We start from the raw sequence: 19,783 nt of genomic DNA, 5'->3' as shown, positions 1-19,783 counted from the left end.
TTTAACCCATTCTTGAAATATTCATCTATTTATGCAAAGCTCTATTTTTCGACATTTTAAGTATTTAGTATTTGCATATAACTTTCTTATTGATACAATGACCATCTTGCTCTCGTAGTTAATACTCACTGTATAAGTGGATGCTGTCTTATCTTAGATACATTCCTAAATTCAAATTTTCAAAACAAATAAAAAAATCATCCTTACCTAACTCTTAGCGTTTTCTACAAAGGATGCAACCTTAATTGACAAGACGATCTCTCAATGCTCAAATACCATCTAAAAAAATAAGAGCAAAACTCAATTTGCAATTACCTTGCTTTTCTCAAAAAACTGAAAAATATACAAAAAATATTACTTCTGCTATCATCCCACAAGCATAAAAACACACTAATAGCACACCTACATTGCTACTCATGTTGCTTAATGATGCATCATAACAATAGATTATCTACTAGCAACAGTTCGACCATTGCCGATAAGACCTTCTCTCTGCGCACGCTTACGAGCAAGCTTACGTGTACGACGAACAGCCTCAGCTTTTTCACGGGCACGCTTTTCTGATGGTTTTTCATAATACCCACGCATTTTCATTTCACGGAAAATGCCTTCACGCTGCATCTTTTTCTTAAGCGCACGCAACGCTTGATCCACATTATTATCACGAACGAGTACTTGCACGATCTATCCTGCTTTGCTTTGATTTCACAAACAGCGAGTGAAACCCCACTTTTTCTCAGATGCACATTTTAAAAAATATTCAAAATGGACATCAACACCTAAATTAGTTAATATAACATAGTAACACTTGTGAGATACATATCACATATATATGGTGTTTGTCTATATTGCTTTTAAAAAACTATATTCTTTTTATAGTAAATAGCTTTTTATAATTGATGATGTATTTACTGGTTATAAGGTTATGATAGCCCTTGAATTTCATTATTTTTATCAAGATAAATTTTTTCAGCGATGGGTGTATGTGGTAGGCCAGGCATGGTCATGACGTCTCCACAAATAGCAACGATAAAACCTGCTCCTGCGGAAAGACGAACTTCTCGTACGGGAATCTCAAAATCAACGGGAGCACCGTGTTTTTTAGGATCAGCAGAAAAAGAATAGGGTGTTTTTGCTATACAGACTGGGTATTCACGATAGCCTTCTTTTTCCCACTTCTCAAGTTGCTTTACAATATGATCCGGAATGATTGCTCCACGTCCACCATATAAATTTGTTACAATATAGTTGATTTTTTGAATAAGCGGAAGATTATCTGAGTAAAGTACTTTGAAGTGTCCTTTTTTTTCTTCGATGAGAGTAACCAGTGTTTGTGCAAGTTCTATGGCACCTTTTCCACCTTGTTTCCAATGTGTACAGAGAACAGCATCGTGTCCAGTTGTTGCAATTATTTTTTGTAATGTGCTTATTTCAGCGTCGGTATCAGTTTCAAAATGGTTGATAGCAATGACACAAGGTATATTGTAGTATTCCATGTTTTTTATATGTCGTAAAAGATTGGCTGTCCCTTTTTTTAAAGCAGAAACATTTTCGATTGCTAAATCATCTTTAGCAATACCACCGTTCATTTTTAACGCGCGAATTGTGACAACAATGACTGCAACATCTGGTATAATATTAGCTTGACGGCATTTAATGTTGAAAAATTTTTCAGCACCAAGATCGGATCCAAATCCCGCTTCAGTAACAACATAATCTGCAAGTTTTAAGGCTGTTTTTGTTGCAATAACTGAATTGCAGCCATGAGCAATATTGGCAAAGGGTCCTCCATGGACAAGAACGGGGTTGTTTTCAATTGTTTGTACGAGATTTGGTTGTATTGCATCTTTGAGAAGAGCAGTCATGGCGCCTTCTGCATTAAGATCAGCAGCGGTAACAGGTGTTTTATCATAACGATAGGCAACGATAATTTTCTTTAGTCTTTGTGTGAGATCTTCAAGATTTTCAGAGAGACAAAAAATAGCCATAACTTCTGACGCAACGGTAATATCAAATCCCGTTTGACGTGGGAAACCATTGGTAATTCCTCCCAATGAAATAACGATATCACGCAATGTGCGGTCATTCATATCCATAACACGCTTCCAAACAATGCAACGTGGATCAATATTTAGACTATTTCCCCAGTAAATATGATTATCTATCATCGCTGCAAGAAGATTGTGGGCTGCTGTAATTGCATGAAAATCGCCAGTAAAATGTAAATTAAGATCATCCATTGGTATAATTTGGGCATAACCACCTCCAGCAGCACCACCTTTTATACCAAAGCAGGGTCCTAAAGATGGTTCTCGTAGAGTTGCTATTGTTTTTTTACCAATGAGATTGAGTGCATCATTTAATCCAATAGTTGTTGTTGTTTTTCCTTCTCCTGCTGGTGTAGGATTGATGGCCGTGACTAGGATAAGTTTACCGTTTGGATTTTTATGAAGCGATTTTATGTATTCGGAAGAAATTTTTGCTTTGTCATGTCCATAAGGAATGAGATCTTTATGTAATATACCAATTTTTTGTGCAATTTCAGTGATAGGACGTTTCTGAGCATTACGTGCAATATCAATGTCTGTCTTAATCATGATGGTAATCTTTCAAACTTTGTTTTGAGAACGAACAGATCGTATGCTGTTGGGATCAAACAGTAAAACATGGTATAAAAATATAATATAGCGCTTCATATCACATAAATATATTGATTGCACGTATTGTGGTGTGGTGTACCACAGGAAAAAGGCGAGGATTGATAATATGAATATTCATCATTAGTGCAGATAGATAATTAAGTTGGAGGCTAAATGGTGTGCTAAAAAATGAACTAATTTATTGTCAATTTATCATACTGCCTTAAGATCTTTTGATCTTGAAGTATTTATCATTTTGTATATTATACGTAGTATATTATGGAGAATCGTTTGATTGCAGTTCAAGAGTGTGTCCGTTGTTTGTTAAAACAAGACAGATTGCATGATTGCAAACTGTGAATGATTGGTGTGCTGAGGTTTTTAGCAATGGGTGTTATCCATTTGAACTGTTTTTGTGAGTTAATTCGGTGGGTTTAGAAAGCTATTGAATTGTAAGAAATTACTTGGACAAAAAAAATCCATTAAATCAGATTATACAAGGGAATATCTTCTTTATCGTTAACTTTAGAGATATTTTAAAGGGAGTAAGAGGCGGCTGTAGGAAGGGGGTATTAGTTTTGTCACTACATCAATGCATGAATTGTGGAAAATACCTAATTTGTCAAGGAAAGTTAAAAGCTTAATTAAGTGAAAAGACGTTGAATAAGATGCAAAGATTGAAATGGTACAGTGGATTTTGGTGGATTTATTATGGGTTAAAACGTTCATTTAACTGGAGAGGACGTGCAATACGTTCTGAGTATGTTTGGGTTTTGTTTGCATCGCATATTATTGCATCACCTGTATGGTTTTTTGCAAAACAGCCTAAAATATTTGCGTTTATACTTCCTGAACCGAATATTGGTTTCACAGTTTTGTTGTATGTGATTTATCATGTATTACTGATACCAGAGCTTTCTGTTTCAGCAAGACGATTGCATGATTTGGGTCATTCAGGTTTTTGGTTGATCCCTATTTATGTGCCTTGGTTGGTAATGGGGTTTTTAGGTGATCCAACAGAAATGGATGGATCTTTGGCTTATTTAATGAGAAGTATCTTTTTTGATCTTTTTTTGATATTGGTTATATGTTTTAGAATTGTTTTGTCTCTTTATCTTATCTTAAAAAATGGAAAGCGTATGGATAACAAATATGGAGTAGATCCAAAGAGAATTTTATGTAATGAATAGAAGGTGAATGATAAAACAGAGTGCTAAACACTTAGTTCATATTATTTTTTGGATGTTAGTGTTTTCAGTTATTGTCCCATGATGTTAAGGTTTTCTGATTTTTAAATTTTATTGCCTTAAATAATCCTGATAGAATCGGCAGATGATCGCAATTAAATAGACCTTTTATTATGAAATAGATTCCCTAAAAAGATGAATGGGAGTGATTCTGAACAAAATGATTTCTAGAATCTTTAAAGGTGTTTAAAAATAAGAATCTTGAAAATTTCTAATTAAGTACTTTTAACAATTTTTTATTCAATTTTATCACAAATTACTGTTTGTTTTAAGATTCTTGAGGAGCACATTTTCCACATTGCTGCGTAATAAACTCCTTCGGACACATGATTTCTAGTAGTATGGCAAAAGGAAAATTATCAGGTGAATTTAAAAAAACAGCTAACACATTGGTTATTGCCTTAATGAAATGGCGCACCCGAAGAGATTCGAACTCCTGACCCCCAGATTCGTAGTCTGGTGCTCTATCCAGCTGAGCTACGGGTGCATATCCCCATATTTTATTTTTTAAGACATGGGAATTCCTAATCGTTTCGTTGGTGAATTGCAAGTAAAACTTGCTAAAATAGAAATTTTACCTATTGGAAAATCACACATTTCTGTTTGAAATATGTTTAAAAACTATGATGATATTTTATCAAGTATAATGCTTTTATATAAACCATATGGTTAACTTATTGATTTAACAATAAAAATAATATTAGTAATAATTAATCACACGATTTGATTTGCGCAAGGCAATCAAGATATATTCGGGGTACATTAATTTGTAATAGAGATAACGATGTACTATCTGTAACTAATTGTCCGTATAATATATCAGTATTTTTGTTAAAGCACTTTAAACCAGTTTGTGTATTGATTATGGAGCAGAGATAGATATGTGAGATTGCTAAAAATGGAATTGTTCGGTATTTATACGGTGGCTATTGTGCTATATTGCTTGATTGTGCCGTAATTCTACGGTTTTCAGTAGTGTGAGTTTCATTATCAATAATAATTCAAAATGTCATATTGATTTGAAATAAAAAAGCCTTTAAGATAGCTTTTTCAAGTTTAAAAAAACATGCTATTTTGAGTTTGTAAAAGTAGTGTGGCGCTTAGTGCGTTACTGCTTTGGGATAGTATCGCTGTTGCCCTGGTGTGTGTTAAGAAATTGCTGGGAGACGTGTTTCTGAAGAAATGTTGTTTGTCATTGCCTATAAAATTTTATCATATTTTAAACAATGGAAAATGCCTAAGTTGTACGTCTGTGGACTGGTTCATGTTTAGATGCAATGTACAAAATAGATACATTTTTACAAATATCACTTTAACGAAACGAACGGATAATCTGGCGGAGAGAGAGGGATTTGAACCCCCGATAGGGTTGCCCCTATGTCGCATTTCGAGTGCGATGCTTTCAACCACTCAGCCATCTCTCCACATTAAATAAAATGGAAATCTACCATACTAAATCTATAAAAGATCAATAGCTTTCTATTATTTTTATTACAACCATTTTTTGCTTTTTTGTGGGACTTTATTGACAGAGAATGGAAATTCCGTCATATATTTTATAGAATGCAAACGCAGGTAGGTTTGTGCGTTTTTGTATTTTGAGAATTTTTCTAACCTCTTTTTTTTAGCCTATTACGACTGATAAAAAGCAGCCTATTTTCTCTTAATTATTAAGGTAGAAGTAAGATAAGAGCTGGATTGAACGAAAGGATCAAAAATGTTCGCAGTCATTAAAACTGGTGGTAAGCAATATCGTGTTTGTGCTAACCAACTAGTGAAAGTTGAAAAAATTATTGGTAATACCGGTGACGTTGTTGAGTTCAATGATGTATTGATTATTGGAGAAGAGGACAATGTGGTTGTTGGTTCACCCGTTGTCTCTGGTTCTTTAGTTACAGCTGAGATTGTAGAGCAGGGACGTGCGCGTAAGGTTATCGCGTTTAAGAAACGCCGTCGCCAGAATTCAAAACGTACTCGTGGTCACCGCCAAGAATTGACTACCATTCGTATTTTAGAAATTTTAACTGATGGTTTAAAACCAAAAAAAATAAATACGAAGTCAATTAAAAATGATGATGCTGCGCTAAAAGAAACAAAAAAGGCAATGAAATCTGCTGCTTCTACTAAGAATACTACCAAAAAAATGAAAACAGAAGAGGTGGTGTCTCAGAATGCATCGGATGTAGCATAGAATAGTAAAAAAGATTAAAGGAGAATATCCATGGCACATAAGAAAGCTGGTGGTTCCTCGCGCAATGGTCGAGATTCAGAATCAAAACGTCTTGGTGTTAAGAAATTTGGTGGTGAGGCTGTGGTTGCTGGAAATATTATTGTTCGTCAGCGCGGTACACGCTGGCACCCTGGTGACAATGTTGGTATTGGGAAGGATCATACCCTTTTTGCATTATCAAATGGAACAGTTTCTTTTCGTAAGAAGGCTAGCAATCGCTCGTATGTCTCCGTTATCCCTGTAGCGGATGTGGCAAAGTAGTTTAATTATTTTCAGTAAGCAAGCTGCTACATTGAATTTTGGTTTTTAACCTTTATTTAGTATTGGAAGGAAGGTAGAGAGCTACCTTTCTTTTTTTTTACAATCCACTGTATAATGAATATGGAGGAAATGTACATGAAATTAACAGAACAGAATCTGGAGAAGATATTTCCCTTAAGTAGCTAAAAATCGATTTTATATTTTATTTATTTAAAAGACATTGATGTCATGCTTTGGTTTGCAAGTAAATTGCTGTGTGATCACAATAAGAGGATTTTCTATAAAAATATTCTAGGCAATTTATTTTTTAAGAATTGTAAAAAATTTTATGAAGAAATTTGTGTGATCATTTTAATAAAAGTAAGTTAGTTTGTTGTTTTTTACAGTTGTCGTAACAGTTACAACATTTTTTAGTTGATGGTGATGGATTCATTAAATTAACCGTTTTAATAATAGAGAGGTATATCGTAATTAAAGTTTGGGAACATTTATTAAGACAGCTCATAGAATGCTGGGTGCTAGGGAAAAAATAAACTTACAAAATTATATATTAAGGAAGGCTAATTCAAAGATATTGAAACAGTCTGGGTGCGGTTAGCTACAGTGTGGATGCTTTCCTGGTTTATTCACTTTTGCGCATTTTAAAAATAAATCTTGCTTATATGACGATAGAGAGTAAATTTAAGTCAACAGCATGTGTTTCATTTTATTGCCTTATTTGTATTTTCTTCTAAGAAATTGAGAGATCAAAGTTGTTTGCGGAGCTATTATTGGTTTTGGTTGTCGAGGTTATTGTTTTTTTGTATATATATTTATGGGTATGCAGATGGATATAGTTGTGTAGCCGCAATTTTATTATAGTCAACGCTTTTTCTATTACATGTATTTCAAATAATGCTGGAGGTAGGATGAAGATAAGTTATGTTTAACTACAAAAATGGCAGTCCATTAAGATTGCTGCGTTTAGATTTGAAAAAAAAATATCCTTTATTTGACTAAAGTACAGATTGAAATCTTTTTAACGACCATAGATAAATTAAATTACTGCAACTATTTTTAGTAAAGATGCGAAGATGGGGAAAACTCTTACTGGTGATCTTTCGGTGTGTCAAGAATGGATTTTAGATTATCCAAGCGGTCTTCATGCACGACCAGCTTCTCTTTGGGTTGATTTTGCAAAAAAAGCTCAGAGTCCTATTAGAGTTCGACATGGTCGATATGCCGTTGAAATGAAAAATTTAGTTGGGTTATTGCAGTTGGGAGCAAAAAATGGTGATGTTCTGATCTTTTCAACGGATGCTGCAGAAGGTATTCAATTACTTCAGGATGTAATTTCTGTTGTTAAGAAAGTTAGCATCAGTGAAAAATATGTAATGAGAGGAATAGAAGCTCAAACAAAAGCTTTTCATGGTTGGTATCCGCGTTCTGAAAAAAAAGGTATTCTTGGTGTTGGAGCAAGCCCAGGATTATCTACTGGCAAGATTTTTGTTTTAAGGCAGGATGATTTTGCTATAATGGATCGACCAGTTAATTTTGCAACTGGTGTTGCGTGTCTTGACAATGCTCTTAAAAGAACAAAGCATAAAATGGCATTGGTCGTTGATGATATTACAAATCGCATGGGGCCGGATTCTGCTGCGATTTTTTCTGCGCAAATGGTTTTGCTTGAAGATGAAATTTTGACAGATCAGGCTTATCGTTTCATATCTGAAGGTCATGGTGTGGATTGGTCTTGGGATAGAGCAGTTCGACAGCTTGCAGATATGTTTTCTAAAGCAGATGATCCTTTATTAGAGGCGCGTGCTGTTAATTTAGTTGATGTTGGTCGTCGTGTTTTAGGTGAAATTAATCCATCTTATAGATCATTTTTCTTAAGTGATATTCCGTGTGGCATTATTCTTGTTACAGATGATTTATCTCCATCTGATGCCGCTCAGCTAGATTGTACGAAAGTGCTGGGATTGGCAACTGCATGGGGAGGTCCCATGTCTCATACAGCTATTTTAGCACGTACTCTTGGTATTCCGATGGTTGTGGCTTTAGGCACTGATGTTTTAACAGTTGAGTGTAATATTCAAGCTATTATTGATGGCGATAATGGATTCATTTATCTTGATCCTGTTCTTGAAGATATCGAAGATGCTAAAAAACAGATGAGTATTGCTATGCAAAGGCGTAGCAGTGAAGTACGTATGTGTAAATTGCCAGCGCAAACGACGGATGGTCAAAGGATTCGTATTATGGCCAATGTTAATTATGCACATCAGGTTCCTATTGCACTAGATTTTGGGGCTGAAGGCATTGGATTAATGCGTACAGAATTTTTGTTTTTAGATAGTCTTAATACCCCAGATGAAGAGGCACAATTTCATGCATATAGGGAGATGATTGCAGCTGTTGGAGATAAGCCATTGATTATTCGTGTACTTGATATTGGTGGAGATAAACAAGTTACACATTTGAATTTATTTAAAGAAGACAATCCTTTTTTAGGAGTTAGGGGGACAAGGCTTTTACTGTGTCGGCGTGATCTTTTAGTTCCGCAGTTACGCGCTCTATATAAGGCTGCAAAAGAGGGGGGAAATCTATGGATTCTATTTCCAATGGTTATGTCTGTTTCAGAGATTATCGTTATGAAAAAGATTGCGGAAGAAATTCAGAGTGATATAGGTGCACCAAAATTAAAATTTGGTATTATGATTGAAGTTCCAGCAGCGGCTATTATGGCGGATGTTTTAAGTGCTTATGTTGATTTTTTTTCTATTGGAACAAATGACTTAACTCAGTATACAATGGCAGTTGATAGGAAAAATCCTTATCTTACATCTGAAGCTGATAGCTTGAATCCAGCAGTTTTGCGCATGATTTATCAAACCATTAAAGGGGCAGAAAAACATGAGTGTTGGGTTAGTGTATGTGGCAGTATGGCTGGAGATCCTTTTGCAGCAATGATTTTAACTGGATTGGGGATTAATGAACTTTCTATGATATCCTGTGATATAGCATCAGTAAAATCGTGTTTGCAGGCGCATAGTTTTGAAGATATGAGAGTTTTAGCAAAAAAAGCGTTACAGTGTGAAACTGCGCAAGCTGTACGTGCCCTTGGTAGTGATTTAAGGGAACAGGAAATTTTAGTGGGTTGAAATTCTAGGCAATTTTTCAATTAGATGAAACAATTGCATTCAGATTCAGTGAGCTGGAATGAAATTTATGATTTTCGTGAAGTGTATTTCAGTATTGGGAACAAGATATCAATACAACAACCCATTTTACTGATTATATTAGGTAATTCAGCAAACTTGGTTGTTAGTAGCACTTGATTTCTCGATTCTTCAACAAATGTAAAAGGAGCAGTACAGATGGATGTTAAGTTATTGACTTTCTGACAATCTAGTTATTTTACTCTTGGTATTTATCCAAGGAAAAAGCTGCTTCTTGAAAATAGGGGATACGTTATTGTTCGATAGGCATCATATGTTATTTTGGGTAAATTAATTCATTTTTTAATTTTGAGTATACAGTTTAAGCTTGCACGTTATTTCTTTCTGAGTATAGTGCGGATCTCTAGGAGAGGTGGCCGAGTGGTTGAAGGCGCACGCCTGGAACGCGTGTATATGGGAAACCATATCGAGGGTTCGAATCCCTCTCTCTCCGCCAGATATAAGTAAAATCAATAAGTTACATAAAAGTTAGGGAATTTTGATTCCATTGATTCTTTTAACTTATTTTGTTGCCTATCCCGAACCTTTTTGAAGTTTTTTGATTGCCTCTAGAGCAAGCTTTTTGCGGTCAGCACTTTTCGTATAAAGCGATGCCATTTTATCTTCAGTCCAGCCGAAAAGTGCTTTCATTTGAGAAACTGTGGCGCCTGCATTAGCAGCACGCGTTGCTGCTAATTTTCTCAATCCGTGCGCTGATTTTTTAATACCCGCTGCGTTACATGCTTCACGAAACAGATTACCAAAACTTTTTTTGACGAGTTTATTTCCGTTTTTGCCACAAATGAATGTTTCATCACCTACGGGACCAATTTTAAGAGTCTCTGCGAGTTCAGGCAAAATTGGAAGAAAAACATCTGTTTTGAATTGGCTCTTTTCTGTTTTTAAGTGAATAATATTATCTTTAACATCTTTCCATCCGATACGAACGGCGTCACCACGGCGCAGTCCCGTATAAAGAAGAACATCAACCCAGACCCGCTCATGTGTACCATGTACCCATCTATTATAATATTTGTCTATGTCCTCTTCTAGCCATGGTAACAATCCCTCGTTGTTAAGAGATTTTGGTGCTTTTATATTAAATGCAGGATTTCTATTTAAAAGAGCATTATCAACTGCCCAATTAAAGAGACCGTTTAAAGAAGTCAAAAAGTGTTTTGCGGCTGCGGGGGTGTCGCGTCTTCTATCTACAGCGTCAAGGATATGTTTCTTCTCTATGCTTTTATATGCGCGATCACCAATGTGTTTAGAAACATTACTCAGGATTCTGTATTTCACTTTTTTGGTAGATTCTGATTGATTATGCCATTGCATACTTTGCAAATACTGATGTAACAACCAATCGAAAGACTCTTCTGTAAGTCTAGAGCGCTTTACGATTTTTGAGGAACCGTTTTGTGCTTCTTTGATGGGAAGTGTGTAATTATCAACAAATTCTTGTGTTCCATAGGTTCCGTCAATTCGAAACCGTGATCCATGACCAATACGTACATACCATATGACCTTACCATGACGGGTACATTCACGCACAAGGTGCGGTGGACGACGTTTTGGCATGACTAAAACTTTATACCATCAACAGAGGGACAGGATTGGTTGGTACTATATTCTTCTTGTTCATTTTCAAGTGGGGGAAAATCGTCAATACTATAAGTATTCCTTGTCGTTTTGTGTGGGATGGTTTTATTGAGATGAATGAATAATTCTCCCGTAGGCTTGATTTCTATTAGTTCGCAGCCTTGTTTTTTCGCTTCTCTTAGGGCACGAGCAATTGCTGGCTGTGTTATGGTGGGTAGGCGATAAGCTATGTTTTATCTCCTAATTTTGAATGCACTTTGTCTGTGGCGTGGATCACGCATTTAATAAAAAGTTGTTATACAAGGGGGCGGGGGTGCTAAAGGAGGGGGAAGAAGCACCCCCATAGTGTTAAGCGGCTTGTGTCAATATCTGCGTCATGTTTTGTTCTATCTCTGCTAAAAAAGCTTCAACAGCTTTATTGATGTGTGCAATCTGTTCTTCATCGCGGTGGATACGGCGTATTTTGAGACGTAAATATGATGATTGGCCAGTGAAGCGTGGATCATAGCTTACAAAATCACACCATTTTCGTTCTGTACAAGCCATTTGAAATTGTATTTGCGCAAGATATTCAGGCTTGATTTTATCATCGATAAAGAAGCGTAGATGGGTTGCTGATCTTGGGCATTTGACTTCCACTAATCCGTGCTCATCAATAAGACCATCAGGGCTTGCACCTGCCATTTCAATTGTTGGATGTTGAATAAACCCGCATCTTGTTACATTGGTATCATAAATGAAGCTATATTCTTCGATGGCAGCATTCTCATGTTCAATGCCCCACCGTATGTCTTCAGTTTCGTAATGTGAGCTGATTTCTCCTGTTAAGCGTTCCGTCATGAGTTTGATTTTGTAATCATCATACTTGCTCGTCGGTAAGTTTTTTGCTGTTCTACTGATAACACTGTAAATGTTTGAAGCTGTAACTTTGCCTAACCGTGCTTGAAACCATTCTGCTGTTCTTTGTTCCATATCACACCGTCGCTGATTGTTCTTGCTGGATTGGATCATATTCGACATCTTGTATAAAAGCGTCTTGCTGTTCTTGTGATGGTAAGGATTGTTGTGCTTTGCTTATTTGCAAATATAGTTTTCTCTTCAAACCTTCTAAAACAGTTTGCGCTTGCAAATCAGACATATCCATTAGGTTTTGTACTTTTGCAAAAGACAGCACATTTTCTTCTGGTGTTTCTGTTTGATTCATCAAGTTTTGAATTTGTATAAGAAGTTCATTTGAAATAAGCTGGCTGTGTGCGCTATTGTTTGTGCCGTTAATGCGTGCGGCTTCGTCTTCCTCATAAATGCCGGAAAACCCAAAAGCATACCGTGCGCATTGTATGGTATCTTTATGGCGTAACATTCGTGCAGGGTATTTTTGCTAAGTATCCGTTTTTTGTTTGCATTCTGATAAATATTCGGTGACCTCTATAGGGTCTTGAATGTTTTTTAAACGTATTGCACATTTGATAGCAACCAAATTGCCACTATTGTCGAGTTGATCTTGGAAGGTCATGCCATCAAAGTTTGGATTCGATTTAATAATTTTAATCCACCCATCAATAGAAACAACAGGTATAATTCCTCCACCTCTTTTGGGAAGTGCGTAGATTTCTTTTGTTAGCGGATTAAGATCGTAACAGTTGGCCACAGAGATAAAGGCAGCAAACTCTTCGTCAGAAAAGTTATGATTGATGTAAGTTTTGATAATTGTTTTTCGGAACTCATCATAGGAGAAACCATATTTTTGCGCCATAATTGTTAATGGGGAATTGGTCATTTAAGATCCTTTTAATGTATGTTTTGTCTTTTTATCTCTTGAGAAAGAATGCCGATGCCTTTTGTAGTGATTTTGGTTGACGGTAAAACCTTTTCTGTTCCATCGGATCTTTGAATCGTAATCGTAGGGCAATCCATCAAACCTTTCTTGATCTTGTCCTGATAAGGCAACAATGGAGATCCCGAAGCACGCCGGTAAATCCAATCATTTTCACGCGAATAATCGATGAGATCCTTTGGCCTCACTTCCAAAACTTTTGCTGCCTCTGTAAGACCCAATAAACCATCAGAGCGGGTTAAGCTTTCTAATGCCGTTGCTTTTGATTTGAGTTCAGCAATGGTCGTGTCTTTCTGTTCTATCTGTCCTTGTAGATGTTTCAAAAAACCAATCATTGCTTTAGGACTCGAGTAATCGATCTGAGGTGCTGCTATTTGTTTTGCACGCCGTTCACACTCTATAAAATATTGTCGTGCTTGTTTGCCTTTATTATTCCGCTCTACCATGGAAAGTTCTTTTGCCATGTTTAAGGTAAGGTGATAATCTATTGCAATAACAGCTCTAGATTTTGTGCTCGCCAGATTTGGCGATCGCAAATTTTTTGTTTTTATAAAGTCTTGGTTTTCTATAAAGCTGTATTTATTGATACGATCTTTGATCCAATTTGAAAAATCTTTTCCTACTTCCAAAAACGCGTGCAATTCACGCGCGTTTACCGTTTGAACAGTTTTATTATCAACAGTGTTTTTTGTGATGGTTATAAGATTATGCATTATAAATTCCAGTATTCATTGCGCTGAATAGCAAGAAGCTTGTCATTGAGGGTTTTATATTGATTGAATTGGAAAGGGCGTTTTCTCAAACGCTGTTAGATTACGTCAGAAAGGCGTAAGCGGTGTTGCACTTCGTAAGTGCCATACATCGCATCTTCATATTCTTGTCTAGCGACTTCATCTAACAAATTATGATATGCTTCGCTGTTTAGAATAAAGTCGTGAAATATTTCATTTTCAAAGCATAGATTTTCATGATTTTTAATATGAAATTCGGCAACCTCTTCTGAGATATCTTCACAACGGTTGGTTGCTGGTTCAATGCGGAAAATTTGAACAGCGTTATCAACGTTATTAATAAAGTCGATAATATCGTTTTCTTCGTAGAATGGTCCTGATTGCGCCATACTGTCTAGCTCATCGCGACCCATCACGAGCAGAATTTCATCTTAGTTTATAAATAGTGGCTTTTTCATAATTTCCCCTCCATTACGCCTCTTAGCAATTAATTCTGTTTAGTTTATAAAAATAAAATACGTTTTTCGTAATTAAATGTCAAGAAAAAAATACGATAAACATATTTTTTATATTTATAATCCACATAATTATTTATTATCTTAAAGTTTAAATGGGGAATTTATGTTGGACCGTGAAAGAAATGAACAACTATCTGTAATGTTAAATAAATTAACTGAAAGTGAAAAAATAGCTTTTATAGATTTCGTGCTGCGAGCAAAGATTTTAAAAGATCCTCGACAATTTTTTTTTCAGAATCATTTGCCTGAGAATACAAATAAAGAAAATCATCAGAACAAAATCCGGAGACAGGCGAAGAATCCTTAAAAAACTCCATAATTTTAACAAGCTCATCAGCCTTAACGTCTCTCATTTCTTTATTAGGGTCAAGATTGACAATATTAGATATAGCTGGTCTGCGTACTCCAAGATGGGCTGCGAGTTTTGCTTGGCTGCCACGGCCCATTTTATCGAGTTCTCGCTTTATCCAAATTTTTAGCTCTCTTTGTTTAACCATACTTGAGTTATTTATCATTTTTAAAAATCTTACAATATTAAAAAACATAAAAATACGTTTATCGTATTAACTAAATGTTCCTTATATCGTATTTTGATGACTATGATAAAAACTTATACAGAAACAGCAAAACTTATAATTACATATCTTGGTGGATATCATAAGGTTGCGAATATCATTAATCGCAATGTTATTGTGGTTAGAAAATGGGCTTATCCTTTTGAAAAACGAGAAGGTAAGGGTGGGATCATTCCGGCTAAATATCAGGTGAAGCTTTTAAACTATGCTCGTCAACACAACATTGACTTGCGCCCTGAGGATTTCTTTTATCCTGAGCGTTTGCAAGGTTTGATGGAGATAGGGAAGTTACCTCCAAGGACCTCTTTTGTTAACGGTTCCCCTGTTCATGTGAAGACATGCCAACAGCGTAGCACGTCAAAACAACACAATTCACACACTTGAATAAACTGCACTAGAAAGAGTAGAGATGGAAAATAATCAGCATCAGATCACTATAAGTAAAGCCCAGCTGATCGACCTTATTAATAAGATTGAACAGAGCGATATGTGTTATAATGCTCATTCGCTTAATGAACCATCTTGTCAAGTAATGTCATATTTTCCATCAACCAGTTTTATTCTCTATACGCTGCACAGTATCTTTGAGAATGATGATAGAAGTTATTTTACATTATATCCGTATGATGATTTTAACCAATGGTTTTTATCTGTGTTTACGCAAGCTTTTACTGCTTGGTTTGACAATTATTTTTCTAGAGATTTGTTATCTTTTGATCGCTTAAGTGAGCTGGTCTTTTTTATGGTTATAGTCAAAAATGAGCTTAATAGCCTAAGGGATCAGCTCATCGAAAAAAGAAAAAAAGAAATCAAATTCATAAATCGTACATTCAACATGTTTACTAAATGAGTTCATCCACTTTCTTAAAGTCTATGAGGTTGGTTTTTACAGTTACAGTCATTGTTATTTCTGGTTGCAGTGGGGATGTATGAGTAATGAGTAAAGTAACTCTGTCTTGTATATCTTCTTCGCGCGCAGCTAGCGAAATAAAGAGGCTTACGTTTTTGTGGGGATGTATGGAAAAATCAAAATTAATTTCTTGTCCTGTTCGAAAATTCTTTGTTTTTTTCCAAGTGGCGGGGGGTATGAATTCTCTCTTTTGCGTTTTATCAACAGCAAAAAGAGGAACAGCATCAGAAGCACAAATATCTATAGGATCCATATATGGTGATCGGATTGTTCTAAGGGGTCTTTTAGGCTCGTGCCGGTATATTTCATATCCAAGAATAAAGCGAGAATCATCTTTTAGCTTTATACTTAAAAGCTGGATTGCAGCATCTGCTTTATTCTCTATCTTCAAGCGAAGGACTTTCCAATTGTCCACTGTTGGGAAATACACTTTTTCTATATATGCGACCAGTGGTAAACCCAAGTCCTGTACTTTTTTGTTATCTAATAAAAGTTTAACATGTTGCTGTGACAATTCAGCAAGACTCTTTGTCGATTCAGCCTGTTCTTTAAGAGCTTCTGTTTGTTTTTGGCTTTCTGTAAATTGTTTTGCTACCCACTCTCGATCTTCTTCTCTATTTTTTGCAGCTCTTGCTAAATCATTTGTGCGGATTTTGGCTGCCTCTTTGCGGTCTTTGTTCCTCACAATAAGTGTTACTACAAGTGATACAAGTGTCACTGAAAGCGATACAACAAATGATACAAAACCAGTAAAAAGTGTACCCATCCAATCATGCATTGTGCTTCCCCTCGCTTTTTTAGAATCAGCGAAAGGGTATTTTTTCAAAAACATTTTTGCAAGAGGGCCAATCATGACATGCTCTGTCATAGTGTTCATGTAAATATGTAACAGCCTTAGGGGGGGATTATGAGTTCTTCACAAACTATTTTTTGCCTTGATCTAGGTACCAAGACAGGTTGGGCGATCTGTGGCACTTATGGTCACATAACGAGTGGAATAGCCAATTTTCAATCACGCCGTTTTGAAGGTGGGGGAATGCGTTATTTGCGGTTTAAGCAGTGGCTTTCAGAAATCACGATGGCAGCAGGTCAAATTGATGCGGTGTATTTTGAAGAGGTACGCCGTCATGTGGGCACTGATGCTGCTCATATTTATGGTGGCTTGTTAGCGACCTTAACAGCGTGGTGTGAGCATCACACAATTCCTTATGAAGGCATTCCTGTTGGCACAATTAAGAAAGCGACAACAGGGAAGGGGAACGCTTCAAAAGAAGAAATGATAAAGGCGATGTGTGACAAAGGGCACGCACCGCAAGATGATAATGAAGCAGATGCTTTAGCAATTTTATATTTAAAGAAAGAAGGGGGGACAGATGTCCAGTAAATTACCCTGGGTACGTAATTTTTATCAAGAATGGATTATGGATTTTGCCGGCACTGACGCAGCAGAGAAAGCTACTTATAGTACACTCACAGCTCTCATGTATCGTGCCTGTGAACCGATTTATGATGACACTTCTATTTTAGCACGCTTTGTTGGCTGCTCAGTGAAAACTTTTAAAAAATCATTAGAAAAACTCATTCGAAAAAAATTAATTCTTCAATTAGAAAATGGAAAGTTATGGAGTGCACAAGTTGAAGAAGAACTTAACAATTCTAATGAGAGTTTAGAGAAGGTATCAAAGACATCTCGGTCAAAGAGATTATCAGAAAGAGCACAGAAAGCAGCGCAAGCAAGATGGGCACAACATAAAATTGATGCTAAGCATGATGCTTGCGGTATGCTTGATGATACTAAGCATGATGCTTACGGTATGCTTAATGATGCTAAGCATGATGCTTACGGTATTAAGCATGATGGTGAACAAAAAGAAAAGAAAAGATCCCCCCACACCCCCCTAAAAGAAAATAAAAATATAAATAAAAATAAAAAAACTAACACTATCGTGTTAGCAAAAAAAGAAAAAGAAATGGGAGCTGAGAATTCAGAAACTGATCTTCCCATTCACGGGCCAAAAGGCAGTGATGCATTCAATAGGCTTTCAGCTCACGATGAAATTTCACTGGATGCAAGCAGCAATGTTTCAGAAATCACAAGCGCTGTGAAATCATCTTTCATTCACGAGCAAGGGAACGTTTTTCAAAAAGTCAAACGATTTAAAACTGATCGTGGTTGTCGATTGCCTGATGATTTCGAGCCTGATTACGCTTTTGCCATTCAGGAGGGATTATCTCCAGAGTGCGTGAAAGTCGAGATGGAAAAATTCCGAGATTATTGGCGTGCCAAGACAGGAAAAGACGCTACCAAGCGTGATTGGCCAGCAACGTGGCGTAATTGGATTAGAAACTCAAAAAATTATGGCAACAGAAAAATAGGAAACAATTATGCAAAACAAAGCGATTCTCCAGCAGAGCAGCAACGTGGATGGGGTTATCGCGTTGCACAGCACATGTCCAATATCAAGGATAGCGGTAGTGCGTACGAATTTTTATTCGCGAAAGACGAATACCTTCCCGCTGCATTGGAAGAAGGGACAAAAACCCTCTGCAACGGAAATGAAAATGGCTACATCTCTCATCAATGATGCGTTATTGGTGCTTAGGCAGACAGCCGGTGAAAACGAGATTAAAACGGCATTTTCGGTTCTTTCTGGTGGGCTGAAGAGTCAGTTTGGCGCGGATGAAAAGTCGACAGCACTTGCGTATTTTTATTCTCTTGATGGGATTAGTAGTTGGGCACTTCAAAAAGCTACCAAGGATGTTTTGAAAGAGAAAGCGGAAAGTTTAAGCACGACGTTTATGCCATCGAGCGCTGATTTTCGTCTTTACTGTGAAAAGCTTGAAAGAGATGTCAGATCGAATTGTGATTCTGTCATGACTTCTCTTGGAATGCTTGAAGAAGAGATCAAAGAACAGGGCACGCCGGTGACGATAGAACGTATGGAAGAGTTTAGAAAAGAGCTTAGAGGGGCTTTAAAGAGCGTTGAATAGATAGAAAAACAATGAAAGTTGAGATTGCTTTTGGGATAGACATGCGTTTAAATCGACAAAATGGCACCTTACAGAGCGATTTACAATTTTTTTTTAAATACTACGAAATTAATAAATCGCTTTGTATGGTCAAATTTGAGGCAAATAAACAATATGATTAAATTAAGGATTAATCGATGCAATTTTTAAAACATCTGTTCTTAACAAAACGTAAACAGCCAATACAAAAAAAGTTTGTGGCAACAGCTGTTGGGCATGTGCCTTGGGGGCTTGGGTGTGCTGAGTATTTTTATAACCTTTACCAACATGAAGATGGTACCAGAGAATATGAAGAGTTTGAAGGTTATCAGTACTATGATGTGCCAGAGAAAACAGATTTTAGTACCAAAGCACAAGTGAAAGCATGGATCCATGGAGGTAAAGTTCCCAGCACAGTTCTGAATCTTGAACCTCTCATCGATGAGATTAACAAAAATATTGAAAAATTATCACAAGCAGAAAAACATAATGTTATAAGTTAATAAATAATGATATCTCTTTGAAAAGAAAGTAATTTATGTTACAATATTGATCATTAAAATCGCAAATTGAATGGAATGAGAATATGGTCAATAAAGTCATGCTAATCGGACGTCTTGGTGCTGATCCCGAAAGCAGAACAATGGTTTCTGGAGCTGAGGTGGTTAATTTTAGTATGGCAACTTCAGAGAGCTATAAAGACAAAAACACCAATCAGAAAATAGAAAAAATAGAATGGCATTCCGTTGTAGTTTTCAATCCTCATCTTGCAAAAGTTGCCCTTCAATATCTTAAAAAAGGCAGCAAGGTATATGTTGAAGGGCGCTTACAGACACGTAAATGGCAAGATAACAAAGGTATTGATCGCCATACGACAGAAGTGATTTTGCCACAGTTTAAAGGTGAGTTGTATTTGCTTGATACGAAAAAAGATCAATCTTCCTCTGTCATTGCTCAAAGTTATGCTGTTGCTTCAGGCGCTGCTGATTATAAACCACCTGTTAATGATGACATTCCATTTTGATTAAAA

The 19,783-nt window shown here is 36.3% G+C and carries 19 protein-coding genes, 3 tRNA genes and 2 pseudogenes; 12 read left to right on the top strand and 12 right to left on the bottom strand.

What is annotated here, in order from left to right; translation table 11 throughout:
• Nucleotides 1-447: 447 nt before the first annotated feature.
• Both rpsU and V3565_RS02360 read right to left on the bottom strand, forming a co-directional pair.
• Nucleotides 448-681: a 30S ribosomal protein S21 gene (gene rpsU, locus V3565_RS02365; protein WP_455478717.1), complete on the bottom strand. Its 234-nt coding sequence runs from the start codon at nucleotides 679-681 to the stop codon at nucleotides 448-450.
• Nucleotides 682-923: 242 nt separating this feature from the next.
• Nucleotides 924-2,597, bottom strand: coding sequence for a formate--tetrahydrofolate ligase (locus tag V3565_RS02360; protein WP_455478716.1), 1,674 nt, complete (start codon nucleotides 2,595-2,597; stop codon nucleotides 924-926).
• Nucleotides 2,598-3,307: 710 nt separating this feature from the next.
• Here V3565_RS02360 and V3565_RS02355 point away from each other — a divergent pair.
• Nucleotides 3,308-3,829 carry a DUF805 domain-containing protein gene (locus V3565_RS02355; protein WP_455478715.1) on the top strand — a complete coding sequence of 174 codons (522 nt, stop codon included), beginning with the start codon at nucleotides 3,308-3,310 and terminating at the stop codon, nucleotides 3,827-3,829.
• Nucleotides 3,830-4,296: 467 nt separating this feature from the next.
• Here the strand turns inward: V3565_RS02355 and V3565_RS02350 are convergent.
• Nucleotides 4,297-4,373: transfer RNA gene (locus tag V3565_RS02350), tRNA-Arg, on the bottom strand.
• Between the two features lie 847 nt (nucleotides 4,374-5,220).
• Nucleotides 5,221-5,310, bottom strand: a tRNA-Ser gene (locus V3565_RS02345).
• A 293-nt stretch (nucleotides 5,311-5,603) separates the two neighbouring features.
• Here V3565_RS02345 and rplU point away from each other — a divergent pair.
• From rplU to V3565_RS02325, 4 genes and pseudogenes are all read left to right on the top strand, one after another.
• Nucleotides 5,604-6,077: a 50S ribosomal protein L21 gene (gene rplU, locus V3565_RS02340; protein ID WP_455478714.1), complete on the top strand. Its 474-nt coding sequence runs from the start codon at nucleotides 5,604-5,606 to the stop codon at nucleotides 6,075-6,077.
• A gap of 30 nt (nucleotides 6,078-6,107) precedes the next feature.
• Nucleotides 6,108-6,377 (top strand): 50S ribosomal protein L27, encoded by a 270-nt coding sequence (rpmA, locus tag V3565_RS02335; protein WP_455478713.1) that lies wholly within the window; start codon nucleotides 6,108-6,110, stop codon nucleotides 6,375-6,377.
• Nucleotides 6,378-7,392: 1,015 nt separating this feature from the next.
• A pseudogene (ptsP, locus tag V3565_RS02330) lies at nucleotides 7,393-9,520 on the top strand (phosphoenolpyruvate--protein phosphotransferase); the annotation flags it as partial.
• Between the two features lie 424 nt (nucleotides 9,521-9,944).
• A tRNA-Ser gene (locus V3565_RS02325) sits at nucleotides 9,945-10,034 on the top strand.
• A 77-nt stretch (nucleotides 10,035-10,111) separates the two neighbouring features.
• Here the strand turns inward: V3565_RS02325 and V3565_RS02320 are convergent.
• From V3565_RS02320 to V3565_RS02290, 7 genes and pseudogenes are all read right to left on the bottom strand, one after another.
• On the bottom strand, nucleotides 10,112-11,155 hold the full coding sequence (locus V3565_RS02320; protein WP_455478712.1) for a tyrosine-type recombinase/integrase: 1,044 nt from the start codon (nucleotides 11,153-11,155) through the stop codon (nucleotides 10,112-10,114).
• A gap of 2 nt (nucleotides 11,156-11,157) precedes the next feature.
• Nucleotides 11,158-11,406, bottom strand: coding sequence for a hypothetical protein (locus V3565_RS02315; protein ID WP_455478904.1), 249 nt, complete (start codon nucleotides 11,404-11,406; stop codon nucleotides 11,158-11,160).
• A gap of 118 nt (nucleotides 11,407-11,524) precedes the next feature.
• Nucleotides 11,525-12,148, bottom strand: a complete 624-nt coding sequence (locus V3565_RS02310) for a lambda exonuclease family protein (protein WP_455478711.1) — start codon at nucleotides 12,146-12,148, stop codon at nucleotides 11,525-11,527.
• Between the two features lies 1 nt (nucleotide 12,149).
• Nucleotides 12,150-12,953, bottom strand: a pseudogene (locus tag V3565_RS02305) (recombinase RecT).
• 11 nt (nucleotides 12,954-12,964) lie between these two features.
• Entirely contained in the window at nucleotides 12,965-13,723 is a 759-nt protein-coding gene (locus V3565_RS02300) for an antA/AntB antirepressor family protein (protein WP_455478710.1), read from the bottom strand.
• A gap of 95 nt (nucleotides 13,724-13,818) precedes the next feature.
• Nucleotides 13,819-14,154, bottom strand: coding sequence for a hypothetical protein (locus tag V3565_RS02295; RefSeq protein ID WP_455478709.1), 336 nt, complete (start codon nucleotides 14,152-14,154; stop codon nucleotides 13,819-13,821).
• Nucleotides 14,155-14,435: 281 nt separating this feature from the next.
• A complete protein-coding gene (locus tag V3565_RS02290) occupies nucleotides 14,436-14,804 on the bottom strand; it encodes a helix-turn-helix domain-containing protein (protein ID WP_455478708.1) in 369 nt (122 codons plus the stop codon).
• Between the two features lie 48 nt (nucleotides 14,805-14,852).
• On the opposite strand from V3565_RS02290, the gene V3565_RS02285 reads away from it, so the two are divergent.
• Entirely contained in the window at nucleotides 14,853-15,218 is a 366-nt protein-coding gene (locus tag V3565_RS02285) for a hypothetical protein (protein ID WP_455478707.1), read from the top strand.
• 25 nt (nucleotides 15,219-15,243) lie between these two features.
• Nucleotides 15,244-15,684 (top strand): hypothetical protein, encoded by a 441-nt coding sequence (locus tag V3565_RS02280; protein ID WP_455478706.1) that lies wholly within the window; start codon nucleotides 15,244-15,246, stop codon nucleotides 15,682-15,684.
• On the opposite strand, the gene V3565_RS02275 is transcribed toward V3565_RS02280, so the two are convergent.
• Nucleotides 15,677-16,621 (bottom strand): hypothetical protein, encoded by a 945-nt coding sequence (locus tag V3565_RS02275; RefSeq protein WP_455478705.1) that lies wholly within the window; start codon nucleotides 16,619-16,621, stop codon nucleotides 15,677-15,679. The two genes, V3565_RS02280 and V3565_RS02275, sit on opposite strands and share 8 nt — an antisense overlap.
• A gap of 30 nt (nucleotides 16,622-16,651) precedes the next feature.
• On the opposite strand from V3565_RS02275, the gene V3565_RS02270 reads away from it, so the two are divergent.
• The 5 genes from V3565_RS02270 to ssb all read left to right on the top strand — a co-directional run bounded on the left by V3565_RS02270 (nucleotide 16,652) and on the right by ssb (nucleotide 19,777).
• Nucleotides 16,652-17,128, top strand: coding sequence for a crossover junction endodeoxyribonuclease RuvC (locus V3565_RS02270; RefSeq protein ID WP_455478704.1), 477 nt, complete (start codon nucleotides 16,652-16,654; stop codon nucleotides 17,126-17,128).
• On the top strand, nucleotides 17,118-18,329 hold the full coding sequence (locus V3565_RS02265; RefSeq protein ID WP_455478703.1) for a DUF1376 domain-containing protein: 1,212 nt from the start codon (nucleotides 17,118-17,120) through the stop codon (nucleotides 18,327-18,329). The genes V3565_RS02270 and V3565_RS02265 overlap by 11 nt, the downstream gene beginning before the upstream one ends.
• Complete coding sequence (locus V3565_RS02260; RefSeq protein WP_455478702.1) at nucleotides 18,307-18,735, top strand: hypothetical protein; 429 nt, start codon at nucleotides 18,307-18,309, stop codon at nucleotides 18,733-18,735. Before V3565_RS02265 ends, V3565_RS02260 begins: the two co-directional genes overlap by 23 nt.
• Before the next feature lie 176 nt (nucleotides 18,736-18,911).
• Nucleotides 18,912-19,256, top strand: a complete 345-nt coding sequence (locus V3565_RS02255; RefSeq protein ID WP_455478701.1) for a hypothetical protein — start codon at nucleotides 18,912-18,914, stop codon at nucleotides 19,254-19,256.
• A gap of 83 nt (nucleotides 19,257-19,339) precedes the next feature.
• Complete coding sequence (ssb, locus tag V3565_RS02250; protein ID WP_455478700.1) at nucleotides 19,340-19,777, top strand: single-stranded DNA-binding protein; 438 nt, start codon at nucleotides 19,340-19,342, stop codon at nucleotides 19,775-19,777.
• Nucleotides 19,778-19,783: the final 6 nt, after the last annotated feature.

It is taken from the genome of Bartonella sp. B10 (genome assembly GCF_053794435.1).
Note: the sequence above shows the minus strand (reverse complement) of the source record. Positions and strands in the feature narration are given on the sequence as shown.